The following is a 16,961-nucleotide window of genomic DNA, read 5'->3' on the forward strand; positions in this document are numbered from 1 at the left end:
CAGCCCCTGCCCCTGCCGGTCGTCCGGCGGGGATCCTGACGGTGAAGGGCTCTTGGAGAGCGTGCGGGCACCGATCCGGGGAGGTGTTGGCCGTGCTGCGCCCCGTTGTCGTAGGTCTGGACGGTTCCCATGAGAGTCTCGCCGCCGCCGACTGGGCGGCCAGGGAAGCCCTCCGGCGCGGTCTGCCGCTGCGTCTGGTCCATGCGTGGCAGGGGCTGTCGTCCGACGCGCCGGAGCTCCCCGAGCTCGAAGCGCCGCGCTCTTGGGCGCAACGGATCCTGCGCGGTGCCATGGACCAGCTCAACGAGCGCTACCCGCAGGTCCCGCTCAGCGCCGATCAGATCGCCCGGCCCGCGCCCGAGGCACTCGTCGAGGCGGGCGCCGAAGCCGAACTCCTGGTCCTGGGCAGCCGGGCCTTCAGCCCATTCGGCGGATTCCTGGCCGGGTCCGTCGCCCTGGCGACAGTCGCCCACGTGACACGGCCGGTCGTGCTCGTACGGGCCGGCCAGACGGCCTTGGACGAGCGCACCCCGAACACCGAGGGCCGACCATCCCCTCGTGGCCCCTTCCGCGACGTGGTGGTGGGCGTGGATCCGGCGCATCCCTGCGAGGAACCCCTGACGTTCGCCTTCGAGAGCGCACGGCTGCGCTCGGCATCGCTGCGCGTCGTCCACGCCTGGCAACTGGCCTACGGGCACGTCCCTGGCACGCCGACGGACACGCAGGCGGAGGTCACTTCGCAGGCGGACGCACACCGGTCTCTCGCCTCCATGCTCCAACCGTGGCGCGAGAAGTACCCGGCAGTGGAGGTACGGGAGTTGGTCGAGCACGGCCGTGCGGCACACCGCCTGCTGCACGCCGCCCAGGATGCCGGGCTGCTGGTCGTCGGCCGCAGGATGCGCCCGGCCAGGTTCGGCACACACACCGGCCCGGTCGCGCACGCGGCGATGCACCACGCCCGCTGCCCTGTCGCCATCGTCCCCCACGCATGACGCCGGCACGTACATCGTTCGACAGGGTCGGGGCTCCGAACGGTGCCACAGGGCCGACGGTCCCTCACATGTGGTCCGGAGGGGTACGACCGGGTGAGCCAACCGGCCGCCTCCCGCGGGGACTTGACACGCCGTTCGGCCGAGCACTTCCGCCTGTTCGGCCCATGTCCCGGCAGTCCCTGCGCTGTCACCGTCGTGGTGATGGACACGGACGAGGAGGTGCGGACCGATGCACGTGGTCAGGCGTACGAAGAACCGGCTCTGGCGGTGGCGCAACAACCCGCTCCGCCGCCCCGAGGACGTCCTCGAGGCATGGGTCGTACTCGCCGTCTGGGTCCTCATCGCAGTGGGCGGCACCCTTGCAGGCGTACTCACGGCCCATGCCGCCGACGACGTCTTCGCACAGCAGCGCGCCGAGCGCAGCGCCGTCCGGGCCGTCCTGCTCACCGACATCCCGCAGGGCGCGGAGGCCTCCGCGGGATCGAGCGGCGGCCGCACCACCGCGAAGGTCCGCTGGACCACCCCGGACGGCTCCACCCGCACCGGAACGACCCTGGTCGACGCCGCGCAGCAAGCCGGATCCACCGTGAAGGTCTGGACGAACCGGCAGGGCGACCTCACCACCGAGCCCCCCAGCCAGGCGGTGGCGAACATCGATGCCGCGCTCCTGGGAACAGCGGCCGCACTCGCACTGAGCGGCCTGGCGGTCGGTGTCGGACGTGTCGTCCGCCGGCGGCTCGACCGACGGCGCATCGACCGGTGGGGCACGCAGTGGGATCTGATCGGCCCGCTGTGGGGACACAGGACGGGCTGATCGGGATGCGGCGTCGTCCGCCCGACGCCACGATGAAGACATGGTTCCCGTCGGTCCCGTCGGCCCATTCGACGCGTTCCGGGCCCTGGCCACCCGGCGCGGGCGGCCTGGAGGCACGCTGATCGAGTCACTGGCCGAGGCCAGAACGGGAACAGGGGACGGCCCCGAGGTCTGGGCACCGGCTGTCGCTGTCCACGTCGGACTGCCCGCGGCTGCCGCGCTCGGACCGGCCGGCTACTACGCGGACCTCGCTGCCCCGCACAGCCGCCGTCATGTCCGCGTGTGCACCGCGACGGCGTGCTTCGCCGCGCAGGCCGGACGGCACCTCGCCGCTGTGGAGGACGCGCTCGGCGTCGTCGCCGGCACGGCCTCACCGGACGGGAGCGTTTCTGTGCAGGCCGTCCGCTGCCTGGGCTACTGCTACGCCGGACCCGCGGCGCTCGACCGTGATGTGCCCTGCACAGGTCCGACCCTCGCCGGTCAGCTCGCTGGGCACAAGCCGCCGCGGGCACCGGACATCCCGGTGGCCGACGACACCGGTGATCCGGTGCTGCTGGGTGGTGTGCTCGCTGGTGAGCCCGGATGGCGGGTGTGGCCGGGGACGGTGACGGCGGGGACCCCGGAGGAGGTCCGTCGGGAGGTGGCGGTGTCCGCGCTGAGGGGACGGGGCGGCGCCGGCTTCCGGGTGGCGGCGAAGTGGGAGGCGGCGGGCCGCGCGCCGGGCACGGTGGTCGTCGCCAACGGTGACGAGGGCGATCCGGGTTCGTACGCCGACAGGCTGCTCATGGAGGCCGATCCGGCTCGCGTGCTGGAGGGCCTGGCCCTCGCGTGTTTCGCGTGCGGGGCCCGCCGCGGGGTGGTGCTGGTGCGCTCCGAGTACCCGGCCGCTCTGCGACGGATGCGGGAGGCGGTGGGACAGGCGTACGCCGACGGCCATCTCGGCGCGTCCGTGCACGGTACGGCCACTGCGCTGGACATAGAGGTCGTCGAAGGCGCCGGTTCCTACGTCGCCGGTGAGGAGACAGCGCTGATCGCGGGGCTGGAGGGCGGGCGTGGATGCGCCCGGCCCCGCCCGCCGTATCCGACCGAGCGCGGCCTGTGGGACGCGCCGACCGTGGTCAGCAACGTGGAGACCCTGGCAGCCATCCCCTGGATCCTCCGGCGCGGCGGCGAGGCGTACGCCCGGCGCGGTACGCCCGCCGAGACGGGGACCAAGCTGGTCTGTCTCTCCGAACGGTTCGCCCGGCCGGGTTGCTACGAGGTCGAGCTCGGCACGTCGGTGCGACGGATCGTCACCGAACTGGGCGGCGGTCTGAAGGACGGTGCCGAGCCGGCCGCTCTCCAGGTCGGCGGACCGCTGGGCGGTTTCCTCGCCGCCGATGCACTGGACGTGCCGCTGTCGGAGGCAGGACTCTCGGCCCGGGGCGCCGCCCTCGGCCATGCCGGGCTGGTCGCCTTCGACCGGCAGGTGGAACCGCAGCAAGTGCTGCGGCACGTTTGGGAGTTCGCCGCGGCCGAGAGCTGCGGAGCGTGCTCGCCCTGCCGGGTCGGCTCGCGCCGCGGCCTGGACCTGGCATCCGCCGGTGCGGCGCCGGGACAGCAGTGGGAGCGGCTCGCGCGGGTCCTGGCCGAGGCAAGCCTGTGTGCCTTCGGGCGCCGGATCCCACCTGCCGTGCACAGTCTCGCCCGCGCTTACGGGGACCGACTGGCGGGATGGGGACCATGACCGGAATCGGGATCGAGGTCGACGGCACCGGCCTGGAGGTACCCGAAGGAGCGTCACTGCTCGCGGCGGTGCGCGCCGCCGGGGTCGAGCTGCCCGCGCTGTGCTCCGACGACCGCCTCAGCCCCGCCGGGTCATGCCGTACGTGCCTGGTACGGGCGGACGGACGCATCGCGGCGGCCTGCGTCACCCCGGCGTCCGCCGGTGCTCGCGTCGAAACTGCGACGGGCGATCTTGTGCGGCTGCGGCGGGACGCGGTGGAACTCATCGCCTCCGCTCTGCCGCCCCGGGCTCTTGCCGACGGCAATCCCAGTGAACTGGCCCATGTCTGCAGGACGTTGAGCATCGACGGCGCAGTGGCGCAGGGTCCGGGGGGCCGGGGCGGGGACGACTCCCACCCGTACGTCCATCTCGACCGGGACCTGTGCATCGCCTGCGGCCGGTGTGTGCGGATGTGCTCCGAGGTGCAGGGAACCTTCGCCCTCACCCTGGTCGGCCGGGGCAGCGACACGGTGGTGGTCCCCGGTAACGGCGGGCCGTGGGCCGAGTCGGACTGCGTGGCGTGCGGCGGCTGCGTCGACACCTGCCCCACGGGGGCGATCACCCAGCCGGGACCGGCGCAGGGGCTCACTTCCGCGTTCCGTCCTGCGGCGGCGGCAACACGTACCACCTGCGGCTACTGCGGCGTGGGCTGCGCCCTCGACGTGATCGCTCAGGGCGGCGAGGTCACGGCGGTGCTGCCCGCCCGGGACGGCCCGGTCAATCACGGGCACGCCTGTGTGAAGGGCCGTTTCGCTCATGGTTTCGTCACGTCGCCGGAGCGGCTCACGCAGCCCCTGCTGCGGCGTGGCGGGAGCCTTGAGCCGGTCGGCTGGGACGAAGCACTCGCCCACGTCTCCCGGGGACTGCGAGCGGCCGTCGACGCCGGCGGCCCGGACTCCGTGGCGGCGATCTCCTCGGCCCGCGCCACCAACGAGGACAACTACCTGATACAGAAGTTCATGCGAGTCGTCATCGGCACCAACAACGTCGACAACTGCTCCCGGCTCTGCCACTCCCCCTCCGCGGCGGGCCTGACGGCGTCCTTCGGCCTGTCCGGAGGCACCGACAGCTTCGACGACGTCGAGCGGGCCGACTGCCTGCTGATCGTCGGGGCCAATCCCGTCGAGGCCCACCCGGTGGTCGGAGCGCGACTGCTGAACCGCGTGCTGCACGGAGCCGGGCTCGTCGTCGCCGACCCCCGCGCCGTCGGTCTGGCCCTGCACGCCGATGTACACCTGCGCCCCCGACCCGGCACCAATGTCGCGCTCTTCCACGGGCTCGCCCACGTCCTGCTGGCCGAGGGGCTGACCGACGAGGAGTTCCTGTGCGAGCGGACCTCCGGACTGCCGGAACTCACCGAGCTGCTGGCCGGCTATCCGCCCGACCGGGTCGCCGGGATCACGGGCGTGCCCGCCGCGGACCTGGTCGCCGCCGCCCGCCTCTACGGGCGGGCCGAGCGGCCGGCCATCGTCTACGGCCTCGGCGTCACCGAGCATCTCCACGGCACCGACGGCGTGCGGTCCCTGGCCAACCTGGCGATCCTGCGCGGCGCCGTGGGAACCGACGGGGGCTGCGGGGTCAACCCGCTGCGCGGCCAGAACAACGTCCAGGGCGCCTCCGACATGGGCGCGTTGCCGGACGTCCTGCCGGGGTACGGAAGGGTGGCCGACCCGGCCGTCCGTTCGCGGGCCGAGGACGTCTGGGGCGTGCCGGTCCCCGGGCGGCCGGGACTGCGGATCCCGGACATGTTTGCCGCCGCACGGTCGGGAGACCTGCGGGCGCTGTGGGTGATCGGGGAGGACGTCTGCGCCACCGACCCGGACGCGAACCGGGTGGCCGAGGCCCTGGGCGCCTGCCCGCTCGTCATCTGCAGCGAACTGTTCCTGTCCGAGACCGCCCGGCACGCCGACGTCGTACTGCCGGTCGCCTCCTGGCTGGAGAAGGACGGCACGTTCGTCAACTTCGACCGCCGGTTCCAGCGGGTGCGTCCCGCCGTGCCCCTCCCGGGAGAGGCCCGCACCGACTTCGACACCGTACGGGCCGTTGCCACGGCGATGGGAGTCGACCTCGGCTGTGCGACTCCCGCCGACGCTCTCGCCGAGTGCGGCGGGCTCGCGCCCGTTTTCGCCGGTCTCTCCCACCAGCGGCTGGACCGCGAAGGTGCCGTGCCCTGGCCCTGCCCCGACCCCGACGAGCCCGGAGAAGCCAAGCTGTACACGGAGCGATTCGCCACGTCGGACGGCCGGGCCCACCTTGCCGCCGCGCCGTACCTGCCGCCCGGCGAGCAGCCCGACGACCACTACCCGCTGATCCTCGTCACCGGACGCCGCTGGGCCCATTACAACTCCGGGAGCATGACCCGACGCGGTGGCAACCTCGCGCTCGATCCGGTCGACTTCCTCGACCTCCACTCCGACGACGCCGCCCGGTACGCCGTACGCGACGGCGAGGAGGTGACCGTGGAGAGCCGGCACGGCCGAGCCCGGCTCATCGCCCGCGTCGGTGAACAGACGGCTCCCGGTCAGGTCTTCTGTTCGTTCCACTTCCCGGCGAGCGGAGTGAACCGGCTCACCTCCCACCACGCGGACGCCGTCACGTCCTGTCCCGAGTACAAGGTCACTGCCGTCCGCGTGGTTGTGTCGTGACGGCCGCTCCGAGGCGGTCATCCTCCGGCAGCAGCAGCGTGCAGGTCTCTCCGGGGGCGACGGTGACGGCCCGGTCGGTCAGCACCACACGGATCGGCGATTCCCCGGAGTCGGGTACACCGATGCGCAGCTGTCCGCTGCGCAGCCGTACGCCGACACCCCAGTGTCCGCGGTAGCGCAGGGAGAACCCGTACTCGGACAGTGCCGGAAGCGGCACGGGGTCCAGCCGGAGGGCGTCCTCACGGGTCTCGAGGCCGGTCAGGCCACGTTGCACCAGGTCCAGGGTGCCGGCCATGGCTGCGAGATGGATGCCTTCGCCGGTCGTGCCGCCCTGGAGGTCGGTGACATCCTGCTTCAGGGCTTCCTGACAGTACGTCCAGGCCTCGGCGCGTCTGACGCGGGCGAGGACCCAGGCGTGGACGACGCCGCTGAGCGTGGAGCCGTGGCTGGTGCGCTTCAGGTAGTAGTCGACGGTCCTGCTCCAGGCCTCCTCGTCCACGTCGTGCCCGAGACGGCGGAAGAGGTCCCGCAGCTCGGCGGGCGAGAAAAGGTAACCGAGCATCAGGACATCGGCCTGCTTGGACGCTTGGTAGCGGTTGACCGTGTCGCCCTCGGCCTCGAGTATCCGGTCCAGGCGCCGGATGTTGTCGTAACGGGCACGGTAGGCGTCCCAGTCCAGTTCGGCGAGATCGCCGTAGCCGGTGAACTGACTGATGACGCCCCGGTGGAAGGGCACCAGCAGCCGGCGGGAGACGTCGTCCCACTTCGGGAGTTCACCGCCGTCCAGCTCGATGCGCTCGAACAGCTCCTGGCGACGCCATGCGGGCAGGCGCCGTACGAGGTCCAGGGCGCGGCTGAGAACCCATGCGGCGGTGATGTTGGTGTACGCGTTGTCGTCGATGCCCGGCCGGGTGGCGTCCGGGTAGGCGTCGTGGTACTCGTCGGGGCCGACCACGCCGCGGATGCGGTAGCGGCCGAGGTCGGGGGCGAACTGTGCGGTGTCCGCCCAGAAGCGGGCGATCTGCAACAGCATCTCCGCGCCCTTGGTGTGCAGGTACTCGGTGTCGCCGGTCGCTTCACAGTACTGCCACACGTTGTAGGCGACGGCCGAACCCACGTGGTGCTGAAGGCGGGAGTTGTCCGGCAGCCAGCGGCCCGAACGGGGGTTGAGGTGCAGTTGCTGGGTCTCCTCGCGCCCGTCGCTGCCGGACTGCCACGGATACATCGCTCCGGCCCGGCCCGCCGCCGCTGCGGCACGGCGGGCCCGCGTCAGGCGTCGGTGGCGGTAGTCGAGCAGCGCCCGCGAGACCTCCGGGAAGTGCAGGTTCAGGAACGGAAGCACGAACAGTTCGTCCCAGAAGACGTGGCCCCGGTAGGCCTCGCCGTGCAGACCGCGGGCCGGCACACCCACGTCCAGCTCCGCCGTGTGGGGCGAGAGGGTCTGCAGCACATGGAAGAGATGCAGGCGCAGGATACGGCCCGCCTCGCCGGGCACCTGGATGTCCGCGCTCCGCCACAACCGTGCCCAGGCCGCGGCGTGGGAATCCACGAGCTCCGGGAAGTCCTCGGCCGCACTCACCCGTTCGAGAGCCGCCGCGAGCGGGTCGCTGATCGCCGGGTCGCGCGAGGTGTGCAGAGCGACGGTCTTCTCCACGACCGCGGGCCGGCCCGGCGCGATCGGTATCACCAGGCGGTGTACGGCACGGCGCCGGGACGGACGCAGCTCGGACGACGTGGGCGGTTGCCCGGTGACGACCGTGCGGGCAGCCATGCTGATGCCGATGTCGGAGGTGCTGGTGCGGCAGCGCAGCCATGTCGTGTCGGCACCCGACACCCCGGTCCGTACCTGGATCAGGTGGTTGCGGTTGAGCGACCGGTACCGGTGCACGTTGCTGTTGATCACGTCGCCGTCGAGGGCGGACTCGATCTCGATGTCTCCCGACCACTCCTGTGTCGTGCAGACGGTTCGCAGCGCGGCCAGGTGGGGGTCCGCCATGCTCACGAGACGGCTCTGATCCACGCTCAGCACGCCTGCCGCCTCGTCCCGGTAACGGAGCGTGCGCGTCAGCGTGGCACGGCGCAGGTCCAAGGTGTGCCGGTAGCCGAGCAGTCGCCGTGCGCCGGGAGAGAACCAGGGGCCCGTCGACCCGTCGGGCAAGCGGAGTCGGAACCGCAGGAGCAGCCAGTTCGGGAGGTTCACCATGTCCTCGTTCACCACCCGTCGCCCCGCCACGGTGGACTCCAGGCGGTTGTAGACCCCGGCCGCGTAGGTGGCCGGGTAATGCGTCAGGCCGGCTCTGCACTCGGGCACCGCGCCGCGGGTGGCGAAGTAGCCGTTGCCGAGCGTGCACAACGACTCGCGCAATTGCTCGGCAGCGGGATCGTATCCCTCGTATTCCCAGGTCCATTCCGACATCCGCGGTCTCACCCCTCCTTCACCGGGCCCGCTCCCTCACGAAGGGCACAGGAGCGTGGCTTCCGGACGGAGTTCAGGCTCGCTGCGGGACGACGGCCACCGGGCAGTGCGCGTGATGCAGCAGGGCGTGGGCGACCCTGCCGAGCTGCAGACCGAAGTGGCCGTGCCGCCTCAGCGCACCGACGACGATCAGGTCCGCGTCGGCCGACGCATCGACGAGGACCTGGTGTGCGGTCCCCTCGACCGATCGGCGCTGCACGTCGACCTGGGGATGATCTCGTGCCGCGTCGTCCAGTGCGTCGGTGAGGAGGGCGGAGGCCCGTTCCTCGTGGACGCGGGCGGCATCGTCCGCGACCAGAGGGCTGTCCACATGCTGATGGGCGGGACGGCGCCAGGCCCGTACGGCATGCAGCGCGCACCCGCGCGCCTCGGCCTCGCCGAACGCGAACCGTACCGCGGCCTGGCCCTCGGTGGCGTTGCCGACGCCGACCACGACCCGGCCGAAGGAGCCCTGTCGATTGCGCTCCCCGCCACGGACCACGATGACCGGGCAGACGGCGCGAGCGGCCACCGCGAGGCTGACCGACCCCAGCAGCAACCCGGCGAGTTCGTTGCGGCCGCGGGAGCCTACGACCAGGGCAGAGGATTCATGACCCGCGTGCAGCAGCACCGACACGGCGTCGTCGGGCAGCACCTCGCCCGACACCTTCACCTCCGGGTTGCGAAGCTGCGCGCGTTCCGCGCAGGACGCGGCGATGTGCTCCGCCATGACCTCTTCGGACGGGCGGTCGGTGCGGAAGGACGGACGGCCTCCCTCGTACCGCTCCCACAAAGAGGCGTACACGAGCCGCAACGGCAGCCCGCGGCGAGCCGCTTCGTCCACCGCCCAGTCCACGGCCTGCAGGCTGGAATCCGACCCGTCGACACCCACGACCAGCGGGAGCTCCATCATCCCCACCGCCTTCCTGCCCAGCCGGCGCAAGGCTTCCTGTGAATACCGTCGCACCGCCCCGAGGCGATCGCTACACGTGGACCGGCTCCCGGGCAGGGGATCCCGTCAGGGGTTGCACCTCGGCGGTTTGCGGTGATGGTTGTGGTGTAGGACCGTGCGCCCCTCAAAGGGGGCCCACCCATCCCGGAAGGGAAGGCCACAGTGGTTGCGAGGAGCGGCGTCTTCGGCGCCCTGACCAAGGAACACCGCGAGCAGCTCATGTCACTCGCTCGCGACGTGTCGTTCGCGACGGGCGAGCGCATCTTCAGCGAAGGCGGAAAGGCGGACCGCTTCTGGATCATCCACACGGGCACGGTCGCTCTCGACCTTCACGTGCCCGGCCGACAAGCGGCGGTCATCGAGACCCTCGGCGCGGGACGACTGCTGGGCTGGTCCTCGCTGGTCCCGCCCCACCACTGGCATCTGGGCGCCGAGGCCAGCAGCCCGGTGCGCGCCTACGAATTCGACGCCGTCGCAGTGCGGGAGAAGTGCGCGCAGGACCCGAAACTGGACCACGAACTGTGCACCTATGTCGCCGAGGTGATCGCTCGCCGGCTCAGGGCCGCCCGCGTGCGACTGCTCGACCTCTACGCGCCCCACGGCGCGGGCGACGTGCCCTGACGAGGCGAGAGGGGAGGCCCGAAGTGCCGGACACCCCGCACATCGTGAGCGATGTGATGAGCCTGACGGTGGTGGCCGTCGGACGCGACGCGCCCTTCAAGGAGATCGTCCGGACCATGGAGCAGTGGAAGGTCAGCGCCGTGCCGGTGCTGGAGGGCGAGGGCCGCGTCATCGGAGTCGTCTCCGAAGCCGACCTGCTGCCCAAGGAGGAGTTCCGCGACAGCGACCCCAGTTTCGACGAGCAACGCCGGCGGCTGTCCGACATCGCCAAGGCCGAAGCGGTGACGGCGCAGCAGCTCATGAGCTCACCCGCTGTCACGGTCCACGCCGACGTCACCCTGGCCCAAGCAGCCAGGATCATGGCAGTCCGGCACATCAAGAGGCTGCCCGTGGTCGACGACGAGGGAATACTCCAGGGCATCGTCAGCCGGGCCGACCTGCTGAAGGTCTTCCTGCGGACGGACGAGGACATCGAAGAGGAGGTCCGCCGCACGGTGGTCTCCTACCTCTTCCCGGCGTCCAGCCACGCTATCCATGTGAACGTGCACGAGGGAGTGGTCGACCTCCGCGGACACGTCCGCGACGCCTCGCTCATCGCGGTTGCCGTGCGCCTCGCGCGTGCCGTGGAGGGCGTCGTGGACGTCGAACCTCACCTTACTCAGCAGTGACTGACAGACGACGTCAGAGCTGCCAGCCGGTCTCAGGCCGAACACTCCCCCCGGTCGCGGGCGCGTCCACGCCCTCGATGTCACGCTCGGCGATGTCCACCAGCTGCCGGCCGAGGTCGTGCATGGCCCGGCCCGCCGCGAGTTCGTCACCGATCTCCGGCACGTCCGCGTCCACGGGGTTACGGTGGGCGGCCCCGTGACCGGTCAAGACCGTCGTACCGGTGTCCAGTACCACGCGTGCCTTGGTCGTTCCCTGCTCCTCGAAGAGGTAGAGGCGGACCTTCCATTCCACGGTGTGCGCCATCACGTTCCTCCTCATCCCGGTACGGATCGCTGTGATCCGGATGCGCTCTTCTCACGGCGTCGCAGGTCCGCGGCCGAGGCCAGGACTTCGTCTTCGATACGGCGTCTGACCCGTTCGGTGAGAGCGGCCAGCCGCTCGGAGATCACCGCCCGTGGAGCGACCGGGGACCGGATCTCACGCGCCGCCGGCGGGAGCCCGGCCAGGTCAGCGGCGAATCTCTCTCTGCTCCTGTCCAGAGTGGGGCGCTCGACGGTGCGCCGCCCGCCCCGCATCACCGTCTCCAGCAACGGCACTCCCCCATCGGGCGGCTGCTCGTCATGAAGCCCGATCACGTCGGCGTATCCAGGACACCGGAACACCTGCTTCTGCGCGGGCGCGGTCACCTTGGCCGAGGAGAGCTTCATCACCGGCCGTCCGCCGTACTCGACCATCTTGTAGGCGGAGTCCAGGAACGGGGCGTCGGCCGAGACCCCGACACGAGTGCCGACGGCGTAGACGTCGATCGGTGCTCCGGAGCGGACCAGGTCGTCGACGGCGTACTCGTCGAGGCTGCCGCTGGCGACGATCCGTACGTCCGGCAGCCCGGCCGCGTCGAGGAGGTCGCGCGCACGTACGGCGAGGGCGCCTAGGTCGCCGCTGTCCAGCCGTACCGCCGAGCCCGGCCCACGGGCCGCGTGATCGAGGTCTCGCAGCACCCGCGCCGCGACACGGACGCCCTCCTCGGTGTCGTAGGTGTCCACCAGGAACGTCACCGGGCCTGGGTGGGACCGGGCGAAGGCGCGGAAGGCCGCCTCCTCCGTCTCGAACGCCTCGATGTACGAGTGGGCCATCGTTCCGACGGCCGGCAGCCCTTCGGCGGTGGCCGCGGCAACATTGCTCGTCCCTGCGAATCCGACCATGGCTCCCAGCCGCGCGACCTGGAAGCCGGCCTGGGGACCGTGGGTGCGGCGCAGTGAGAAGTCCACGAGCTGGTGTCCCGCCGCGGCCAGGACGCACCGCGCGGCCTTGGAGGCGATCGTCGTCTGGTGGCTGACCTGGTTGAGCACGTACGTCTCGACCAGCTGCGCCTGCGGAAGGGGGGCGGTCACTTCCAGCAGGGGCTCTCCGGCGAGGACGATCCGGCCCTCCGGCACGGCACGCACCTGGCCGGTGAACTCGGTGCCGAGCAGCGGAGCCAGATCGCGGGAAGGCCGGTGCAGCGCCGAGGCGAAGGCGTCGACGTCCTCGGGAGAGATCCGATAGCCGGAGAGGAAGTCAAGCGACGACTCCAGGCCGGCGGCCACCAGAAAGCCGCGGTCGGGCGGCATGTCGCGGACGAACAGGCTGAACGTCGCAGGTCCGGCCATCCCCTCACGCAGATACGACATCACCATGGTGACCTCGTACAGATCCGTGGTCGTCATATGAGACATCGGGGTCACCTCACCGTTGACGCCTGGCCTGTCGCCTGTGGAAACGGGCCGACCACAGGGGCTCCGCCGGCTCCCGTTCGCCGTCCCTTTGCGCGTACGTTCTCCGGTCCAGCGCGGACTCATCCCCTTGCGTACAACGACGAAGCCGGTATGCACACCGATCGCTGTGGTCGACCCAGATCCGCGCGGTGGAGCCAACGGCCTTGTCAAGTGGCACGCGGGCGGTCCTTGTCTGCTGCCTGCCGCCCTCACCGGTCCAGCTGACCTGTACTTTCTGCTTCTCGTCCGCTGCGCTGCGCGGTGCCGACTCAGGGGCCGAGGTCAGCCTGGCAGTGACCCGGTGGCGTTGCGCGGACTGGGCTTCAACGGTGCGCATCGCGGACCCGTAGGCCGCCAGCCCTGCGCTCACCGAAGCCGCCGGCAGCCCGAGGACCAGCATCACCAGCTGGAAACGCGAGGGCCCCGCCTCGACCCGATCGGACGTGCGCCTCAGCGGATTCGCTCCGTCGGGGGTCTGCTCCTCGCACAGCTGGTGGGGACCGAATACCTGCGGCGAATCCTGTGTGCTCATGGTCTGGCCTCCAGCTGCTGCTGGTGCGTCCCCCACCGCCTCTGCCCCCGACAAGGTTCGGCCGGCGGCAGGCACCGGTCACTGGGCCGAAGGTCCTCGCCGACCGACCACTCGGTCCCTCCGCCCGGCGCCGGTCAGATCCGCGGCACGACCACTACCGGACACGGCGCGTGATGCAGCATCGCGTGGTTGACCAGGCCCAGTTGCAGACCGACGTGTCCATGCCGCCTGCGGGCTCCGACCACCAGCAGATCAGCACCGGACGCCGCGTTCAGGAGCGCCCGCCGCGTCGGGCCCTCGACCACCTCGCTGCTCACCGGAACGTCCTGGTACTGCTTCGCGGGGTCCCGCAGCGCGTCGGCGAGCACCTCCGCCGGCGGGCGCCGCTGGGCCTGGAGGGCGTACCCGGACAGGCCCGGCGGCCCAGGGCTGCCGACCGGGACGCTCCAGGCGTGCACCGCCACCAGCCGACAGCGCCGCACGTGAGCTTCGCGGAACGCGAACTCCACGGCCGTATCACTCCCCTCCCCCTCCTCGACTCCGACCACGACGCTGCCGAACCGGGTGTGCCGGTGCTCCACCCCGCCGCGCACCACGACCACCGGGCAGTCGGCATGGGCGGCGACAGCCAGGCCGACCGAGCCCAGGAGCAGGCCGGCGAGATCTCCGAGCCCTCTGGACCCGACGACCACAGCGAAGGCGTTGCGCCCCTTGCCCACCAGGGCGGAGGCCGCGTCGTCGTGGAGCACCTCACCCGACACCTGCACCGCAGGTGCGCCCTTCCTGGCCCGTTCGGAGGCGGCGGCGACCAGGTCGGGCTCGCCGGGTGCGGCGGCAGCCGCATGCACCAGGTGGAGGGGCACCTGGTGTCGGAGTGCCTCGTCCGCGGCCCACTCCACCGCCTCGAGGCTCGCCTCGGATCCGTCGATGCCGACCACCAGGGGAACCACCACCGCTCCCACCTCCTGCTTGTTCCGGGCCTCACGCCGTCCGAGCGCCGCCGTACCGTGACCACATGCGCCGCGAGGAGATCTGAGGTAGTCCTCGATGTAGAAGTGCCGTGCTCTGCTCGTCGGCGCCAGCGCTCATGTGCCGCGTCGAGCACGCCCCACGGCGGCGATGCTCACCTGATTCCAGCTTCGTACGAGACGGAGGCAGTCGCCATGGAACGAGTCCTCACCGTGGGCCTCGACGGCTCACCCGAGAGCCTTGCCGCAGCCCACTGGGCCGCCGACGAGGCCGAGCGGCGCAGTCTCACCCTGCGTCTGGTGCACGCGTGGCCGCTGCTGGCGCCGGAACCGACGCACCTCCCCGCGGAAGTCGATCAGAATTACTGGGCAAAGCGGCTCATGCACAACGCCCAGGCGGAACTCCAGGCGCGACACCCGGGGCTCACCGTGGTCGGCAACCTGGTCGCCGACGACGCCCAGAACGCGCTGCTCCACGTGGCGTCGGAGTCCGAGATGCTCGTACTCGGCTCGCGGGGCCTGACTCCCGTGGAGAGCTACTTCTTCGGTGACATCAGCATGTTCGTCGTGGCACGCGCCGAACGGCCCGTGGTCCTCGTGCGCGCCGGCAGCCGCGAAGAAGAGACTTCGCCCGAAGCAGGTGGGCCGGGCGGCGTGGTGGTGGCGTTGAAACTGCACGGCCCCTGCGACGACCTGCTCGAATTCGCCTTCACCACCGCCGCGGCCCGGGGGGTGTCCCTCGTCGCCGTCCATGGCCGCAGCGTGCCGCTCCACGCGCACACCCCCTGGGGCATGGACCACGGTGTGACCCTGGAGATCAAGCAGGACATGCAGAAGGGCCTGAGCCAGGTCCTCCACCCCTGGCGCGAGAAGTTTCCCGGCGTCGTGGTGGCCGACGCCCTCCGTCTCGAAAGCCCCGCCAAGGCCGTCGTAGGAGCCGCCAAGGGCGCCGATCTGCTGGTCGTCGGCCGGCGCAAGCACCATCCCCCCATGGGCCCACGCCTGGGGCCCGTCGCCCAGGCCGCCCTCCACCACGCCCGCTGCCCCGTCGCCGTCGTCCCTCATGACTGAGGCGAGCCGCCACGGGGAACCCGTCATGCCGGAGCAGCCTGCCGACGCGTCCGTCCTGCGGACGAGTGCCGCTCCCGAGGCTGCGCCGCATCCACGCGCAGAGGTGCGTGAGACCCACACCGCGGTGGTGCTCTTCCTAGGGGACCGCGCCTACAAGCTGAAGAAGCCGGTCGACCTCACGTTCCTCGACTACACGACGGTGGCCGCGCGACGGGCCGCGTGTGAGCAGGAGGTGGCCCTCAATCGCCGTTTCGCCCCCGACGTCTACCTCGGCGTCGGGGAACTGCGCGCACCCGACGTGGACGTGCCCGAACCCGTCGTGGTGATGCGCCGTATGCCCTCCGAGCGGCGCCTCTCGCTGCTCGTACGGCAGGGCGTGGCCGTCGGAGACGCACTGCGGGCCGTCGCCCGGCTGCTGGCAACGCATCATGCGAACGCGCCTCGCAGCCGGGAGGTGGACGCGCAGGGTACCCGCGACGCGCTGTCGTCACGCTGGGAAGCGAGCTTCGCCCAGGTCCGCGCACTGTCCGACGAAGGCACCGCGCCCGACGGGGTGGAGGAGACCGAGCGGCTGGTGCGCCGCTATCTCGCCGGCCGCAAGCTCCTGTTCGACACGCGGATCGAGCAGGGGCGGGTGGTCGACGGCCACGGGGATCTCCTCGCGGAGGACATCTTCTGTCTCGACGACGGCCCGCGCGTCCTGGACTGTCTGGAGTTCGACGACACCCTGCGCTTCGTCGACGGCCTCGACGACGCCGCATTCCTGGCCATGGATCTGGAGCAACTCGGGGCCCCGGAGGCAGCGGCGTTCTTCCTCGCCGAGTACAGGGAGTATTCCGGCGACCCGGCACCGCCCTCCCTGCGCCACCACTACGTCGCCTACCGTGCGTTCGTCCGTGCCAAGGTCTCACTGATCCAGGCACGCCAGGGCACGCCCGGTGCGGAGGCGGCGTCACGCCGGCTGATCACGACTGCCGTGCGCCACCTTCGGGCCTCGGCTGTCGGCCTGACCCTCGTCGGCGGGCTCCCCGGCAGCGGGAAGTCAACACTCTCCGGCGCACTCGCCGATCGTCTTGGCGTCACCCTGCTCAGCAGCGACCGCCTCCGCAAGGAACTGGCGGGCATCCCGGCGGAGCAGTCGGCAGCCGCCCCTTACGGCGAAGGTCTGTATTCACCGGAGTGGACCAGCAAGACGTACGCGGCCCTGCTCGACCGTGCATCGGCCCTGCTGTCCCGCGGAGAGTCCGTCGTGCTGGACGCGACGTGGTCCGACGCGGGAGAGCGCGAAGCCGCCCTGCGCATGGCCGAACGGACCCACGCCGACCTGGTGGCCCTGCACTGCCAGGTGCCGGGCGACACGATGTCCGCCCGCCTGGCCTCCCGGGCACACGGTGCGTCCGACGCCGACCTCGACGTGGCCACCGCCATGGCAGCCACGGAACCGCCGTGGCCGGATGCCGTAAGCATCGACACGAGCGGCTCCCTGGAGGCGGCGGTCGTCCAGGCTCTGGCGGTCATCCGTCCGTACGCCGCCGACCAGGCTCCGGTCTTCCGCCGCCCTTACATGGAGCCGGACTAGCTAGCCAGGTCGGGCTAAGAACTCCTAACAAAGTGAGAGGTTCTTCAGTCGTCGCCAGCAGATGATTGCGCAGGCCAGGCTGAGGAAGGCTTCGTGGATGTCGTCGCGGATCTCCCAGCGGGTGCGTAACCGGCGGAACCAGTG

14 protein-coding genes are annotated in these 16,961 nt (G+C 71.3%); 8 read left to right on the forward strand and 6 right to left on the reverse strand.

The features are described from left to right. The first annotated feature begins 92 nt into the window (after positions 1-92). From F7R91_RS38295 to fdhF, 4 genes are all read left to right on the forward strand, one after another. Positions 93-992 carry a universal stress protein gene (locus F7R91_RS38295; protein WP_150957989.1) on the forward strand — a complete coding sequence of 300 codons (900 nt, stop codon included), beginning with the start codon at positions 93-95 and terminating at the stop codon, positions 990-992. Positions 993-1,221: 229 nt separating this feature from the next. Then, positions 1,222-1,806 (forward strand): Rv1733c family protein, encoded by a 585-nt coding sequence (locus tag F7R91_RS38300; protein ID WP_150957991.1) that lies wholly within the window; start codon positions 1,222-1,224, stop codon positions 1,804-1,806. A 40-nt stretch (positions 1,807-1,846) separates the two neighbouring features. Further along, positions 1,847-3,532, forward strand: coding sequence for an NAD(P)H-dependent oxidoreductase subunit E (locus tag F7R91_RS38305; protein ID WP_150957993.1), 1,686 nt, complete (start codon positions 1,847-1,849; stop codon positions 3,530-3,532). Then, positions 3,529-6,216, forward strand: a complete 2,688-nt coding sequence (fdhF, locus tag F7R91_RS38310) for a formate dehydrogenase subunit alpha (protein WP_150957996.1) — start codon at positions 3,529-3,531, stop codon at positions 6,214-6,216. The genes F7R91_RS38305 and fdhF overlap by 4 nt, the downstream gene beginning before the upstream one ends. Here the strand turns inward: fdhF and F7R91_RS38315 are convergent. Next, positions 6,188-8,632, reverse strand: a complete 2,445-nt coding sequence (locus tag F7R91_RS38315) for a glycoside hydrolase family 65 protein (RefSeq protein WP_150957998.1) — start codon at positions 8,630-8,632, stop codon at positions 6,188-6,190. The genes fdhF and F7R91_RS38315 overlap by 29 nt on opposite strands. A gap of 73 nt (positions 8,633-8,705) precedes the next feature. Beyond that, a complete protein-coding gene (locus tag F7R91_RS38320; RefSeq protein WP_150958016.1) occupies positions 8,706-9,581 on the reverse strand; it encodes a universal stress protein in 876 nt (291 codons plus the stop codon). A gap of 261 nt (positions 9,582-9,842) precedes the next feature. On the opposite strand from F7R91_RS38320, the gene F7R91_RS38325 reads away from it, so the two are divergent. Next, positions 9,843-10,244 carry a cyclic nucleotide-binding domain-containing protein gene (locus F7R91_RS38325; RefSeq protein ID WP_150958018.1) on the forward strand — a complete coding sequence of 134 codons (402 nt, stop codon included), beginning with the start codon at positions 9,843-9,845 and terminating at the stop codon, positions 10,242-10,244. A gap of 23 nt (positions 10,245-10,267) precedes the next feature. Then, entirely contained in the window at positions 10,268-10,912 is a 645-nt protein-coding gene (locus F7R91_RS38330; RefSeq protein WP_150958000.1) for a CBS domain-containing protein, read from the forward strand. Between the two features lie 13 nt (positions 10,913-10,925). On the opposite strand, the gene F7R91_RS38335 is transcribed toward F7R91_RS38330, so the two are convergent. From F7R91_RS38335 to F7R91_RS38350, 4 genes are all read right to left on the reverse strand, one after another. After that, on the reverse strand, positions 10,926-11,216 hold the full coding sequence (locus tag F7R91_RS38335; RefSeq protein ID WP_150958002.1) for a DUF1876 domain-containing protein: 291 nt from the start codon (positions 11,214-11,216) through the stop codon (positions 10,926-10,928). Between the two features lie 11 nt (positions 11,217-11,227). Beyond that, positions 11,228-12,628, reverse strand: coding sequence for a nicotinate phosphoribosyltransferase (locus F7R91_RS38340; RefSeq protein ID WP_150958005.1), 1,401 nt, complete (start codon positions 12,626-12,628; stop codon positions 11,228-11,230). Positions 12,629-12,638: 10 nt separating this feature from the next. After that, positions 12,639-13,199 carry an Rv1733c family protein gene (locus tag F7R91_RS44555; RefSeq protein ID WP_456243077.1) on the reverse strand — a complete coding sequence of 187 codons (561 nt, stop codon included), beginning with the start codon at positions 13,197-13,199 and terminating at the stop codon, positions 12,639-12,641. Positions 13,200-13,333: 134 nt separating this feature from the next. Next, positions 13,334-14,152, reverse strand: coding sequence for a universal stress protein (locus tag F7R91_RS38350; RefSeq protein ID WP_150958007.1), 819 nt, complete (start codon positions 14,150-14,152; stop codon positions 13,334-13,336). A 210-nt stretch (positions 14,153-14,362) separates the two neighbouring features. Here F7R91_RS38350 and F7R91_RS38355 point away from each other — a divergent pair, with 210 nt between their 5' ends. Beyond that, positions 14,363-15,238 carry a universal stress protein gene (locus tag F7R91_RS38355; protein WP_150958009.1) on the forward strand — a complete coding sequence of 292 codons (876 nt, stop codon included), beginning with the start codon at positions 14,363-14,365 and terminating at the stop codon, positions 15,236-15,238. Between the two features lie 103 nt (positions 15,239-15,341). Continuing rightward, positions 15,342-16,817 (forward strand): bifunctional aminoglycoside phosphotransferase/ATP-binding protein, encoded by a 1,476-nt coding sequence (locus F7R91_RS38360; protein ID WP_150958020.1) that lies wholly within the window; start codon positions 15,342-15,344, stop codon positions 16,815-16,817. Positions 16,818-16,961: the final 144 nt, after the last annotated feature.

This window comes from Streptomyces luteolifulvus, from assembly GCF_008806595.1.
Classification (GTDB): Bacteria; Actinomycetota; Actinomycetes; order Streptomycetales; family Streptomycetaceae; genus Streptomyces; species Streptomyces luteolifulvus.

Bases quoted from the DNA above. Each gene is read 5' to 3' on its own strand.
- F7R91_RS38315 (WP_150957998.1), bottom strand. From the start codon at position 8,632: ATGTCGGAATGGACCTGGGAATACGAGGGATACGATCCCGCTGCCGAG.
- F7R91_RS38325 (WP_150958018.1), top strand. From the start codon at position 9,843: ATGTCACTCGCTCGCGACGTGTCGTTCGCGACGGGCGAGCGCATCTTC.
- F7R91_RS38305 (WP_150957993.1), top strand. From the start codon at position 1,847: ATGGTTCCCGTCGGTCCCGTCGGCCCATTCGACGCGTTCCGGGCCCTG.
- F7R91_RS44555 (WP_456243077.1), bottom strand. From the start codon at position 13,199: ATGAGCACACAGGATTCGCCGCAGGTATTCGGTCCCCACCAGCTGTGC.
- F7R91_RS38335 (WP_150958002.1), bottom strand. From the start codon at position 11,216: ATGGCGCACACCGTGGAATGGAAGGTCCGCCTCTACCTCTTCGAGGAG.
- fdhF (WP_150957996.1), top strand. From the start codon at position 3,529: ATGACCGGAATCGGGATCGAGGTCGACGGCACCGGCCTGGAGGTACCC.
- F7R91_RS38340 (WP_150958005.1), bottom strand. From the start codon at position 12,628: ATGTCTCATATGACGACCACGGATCTGTACGAGGTCACCATGGTGATG.
- F7R91_RS38300 (WP_150957991.1), top strand. From the start codon at position 1,222: ATGCACGTGGTCAGGCGTACGAAGAACCGGCTCTGGCGGTGGCGCAAC.
- F7R91_RS38320 (WP_150958016.1), bottom strand. From the start codon at position 9,581: ATGGAGCTCCCGCTGGTCGTGGGTGTCGACGGGTCGGATTCCAGCCTG.
- F7R91_RS38355 (WP_150958009.1), top strand. From the start codon at position 14,363: ATGGAACGAGTCCTCACCGTGGGCCTCGACGGCTCACCCGAGAGCCTT.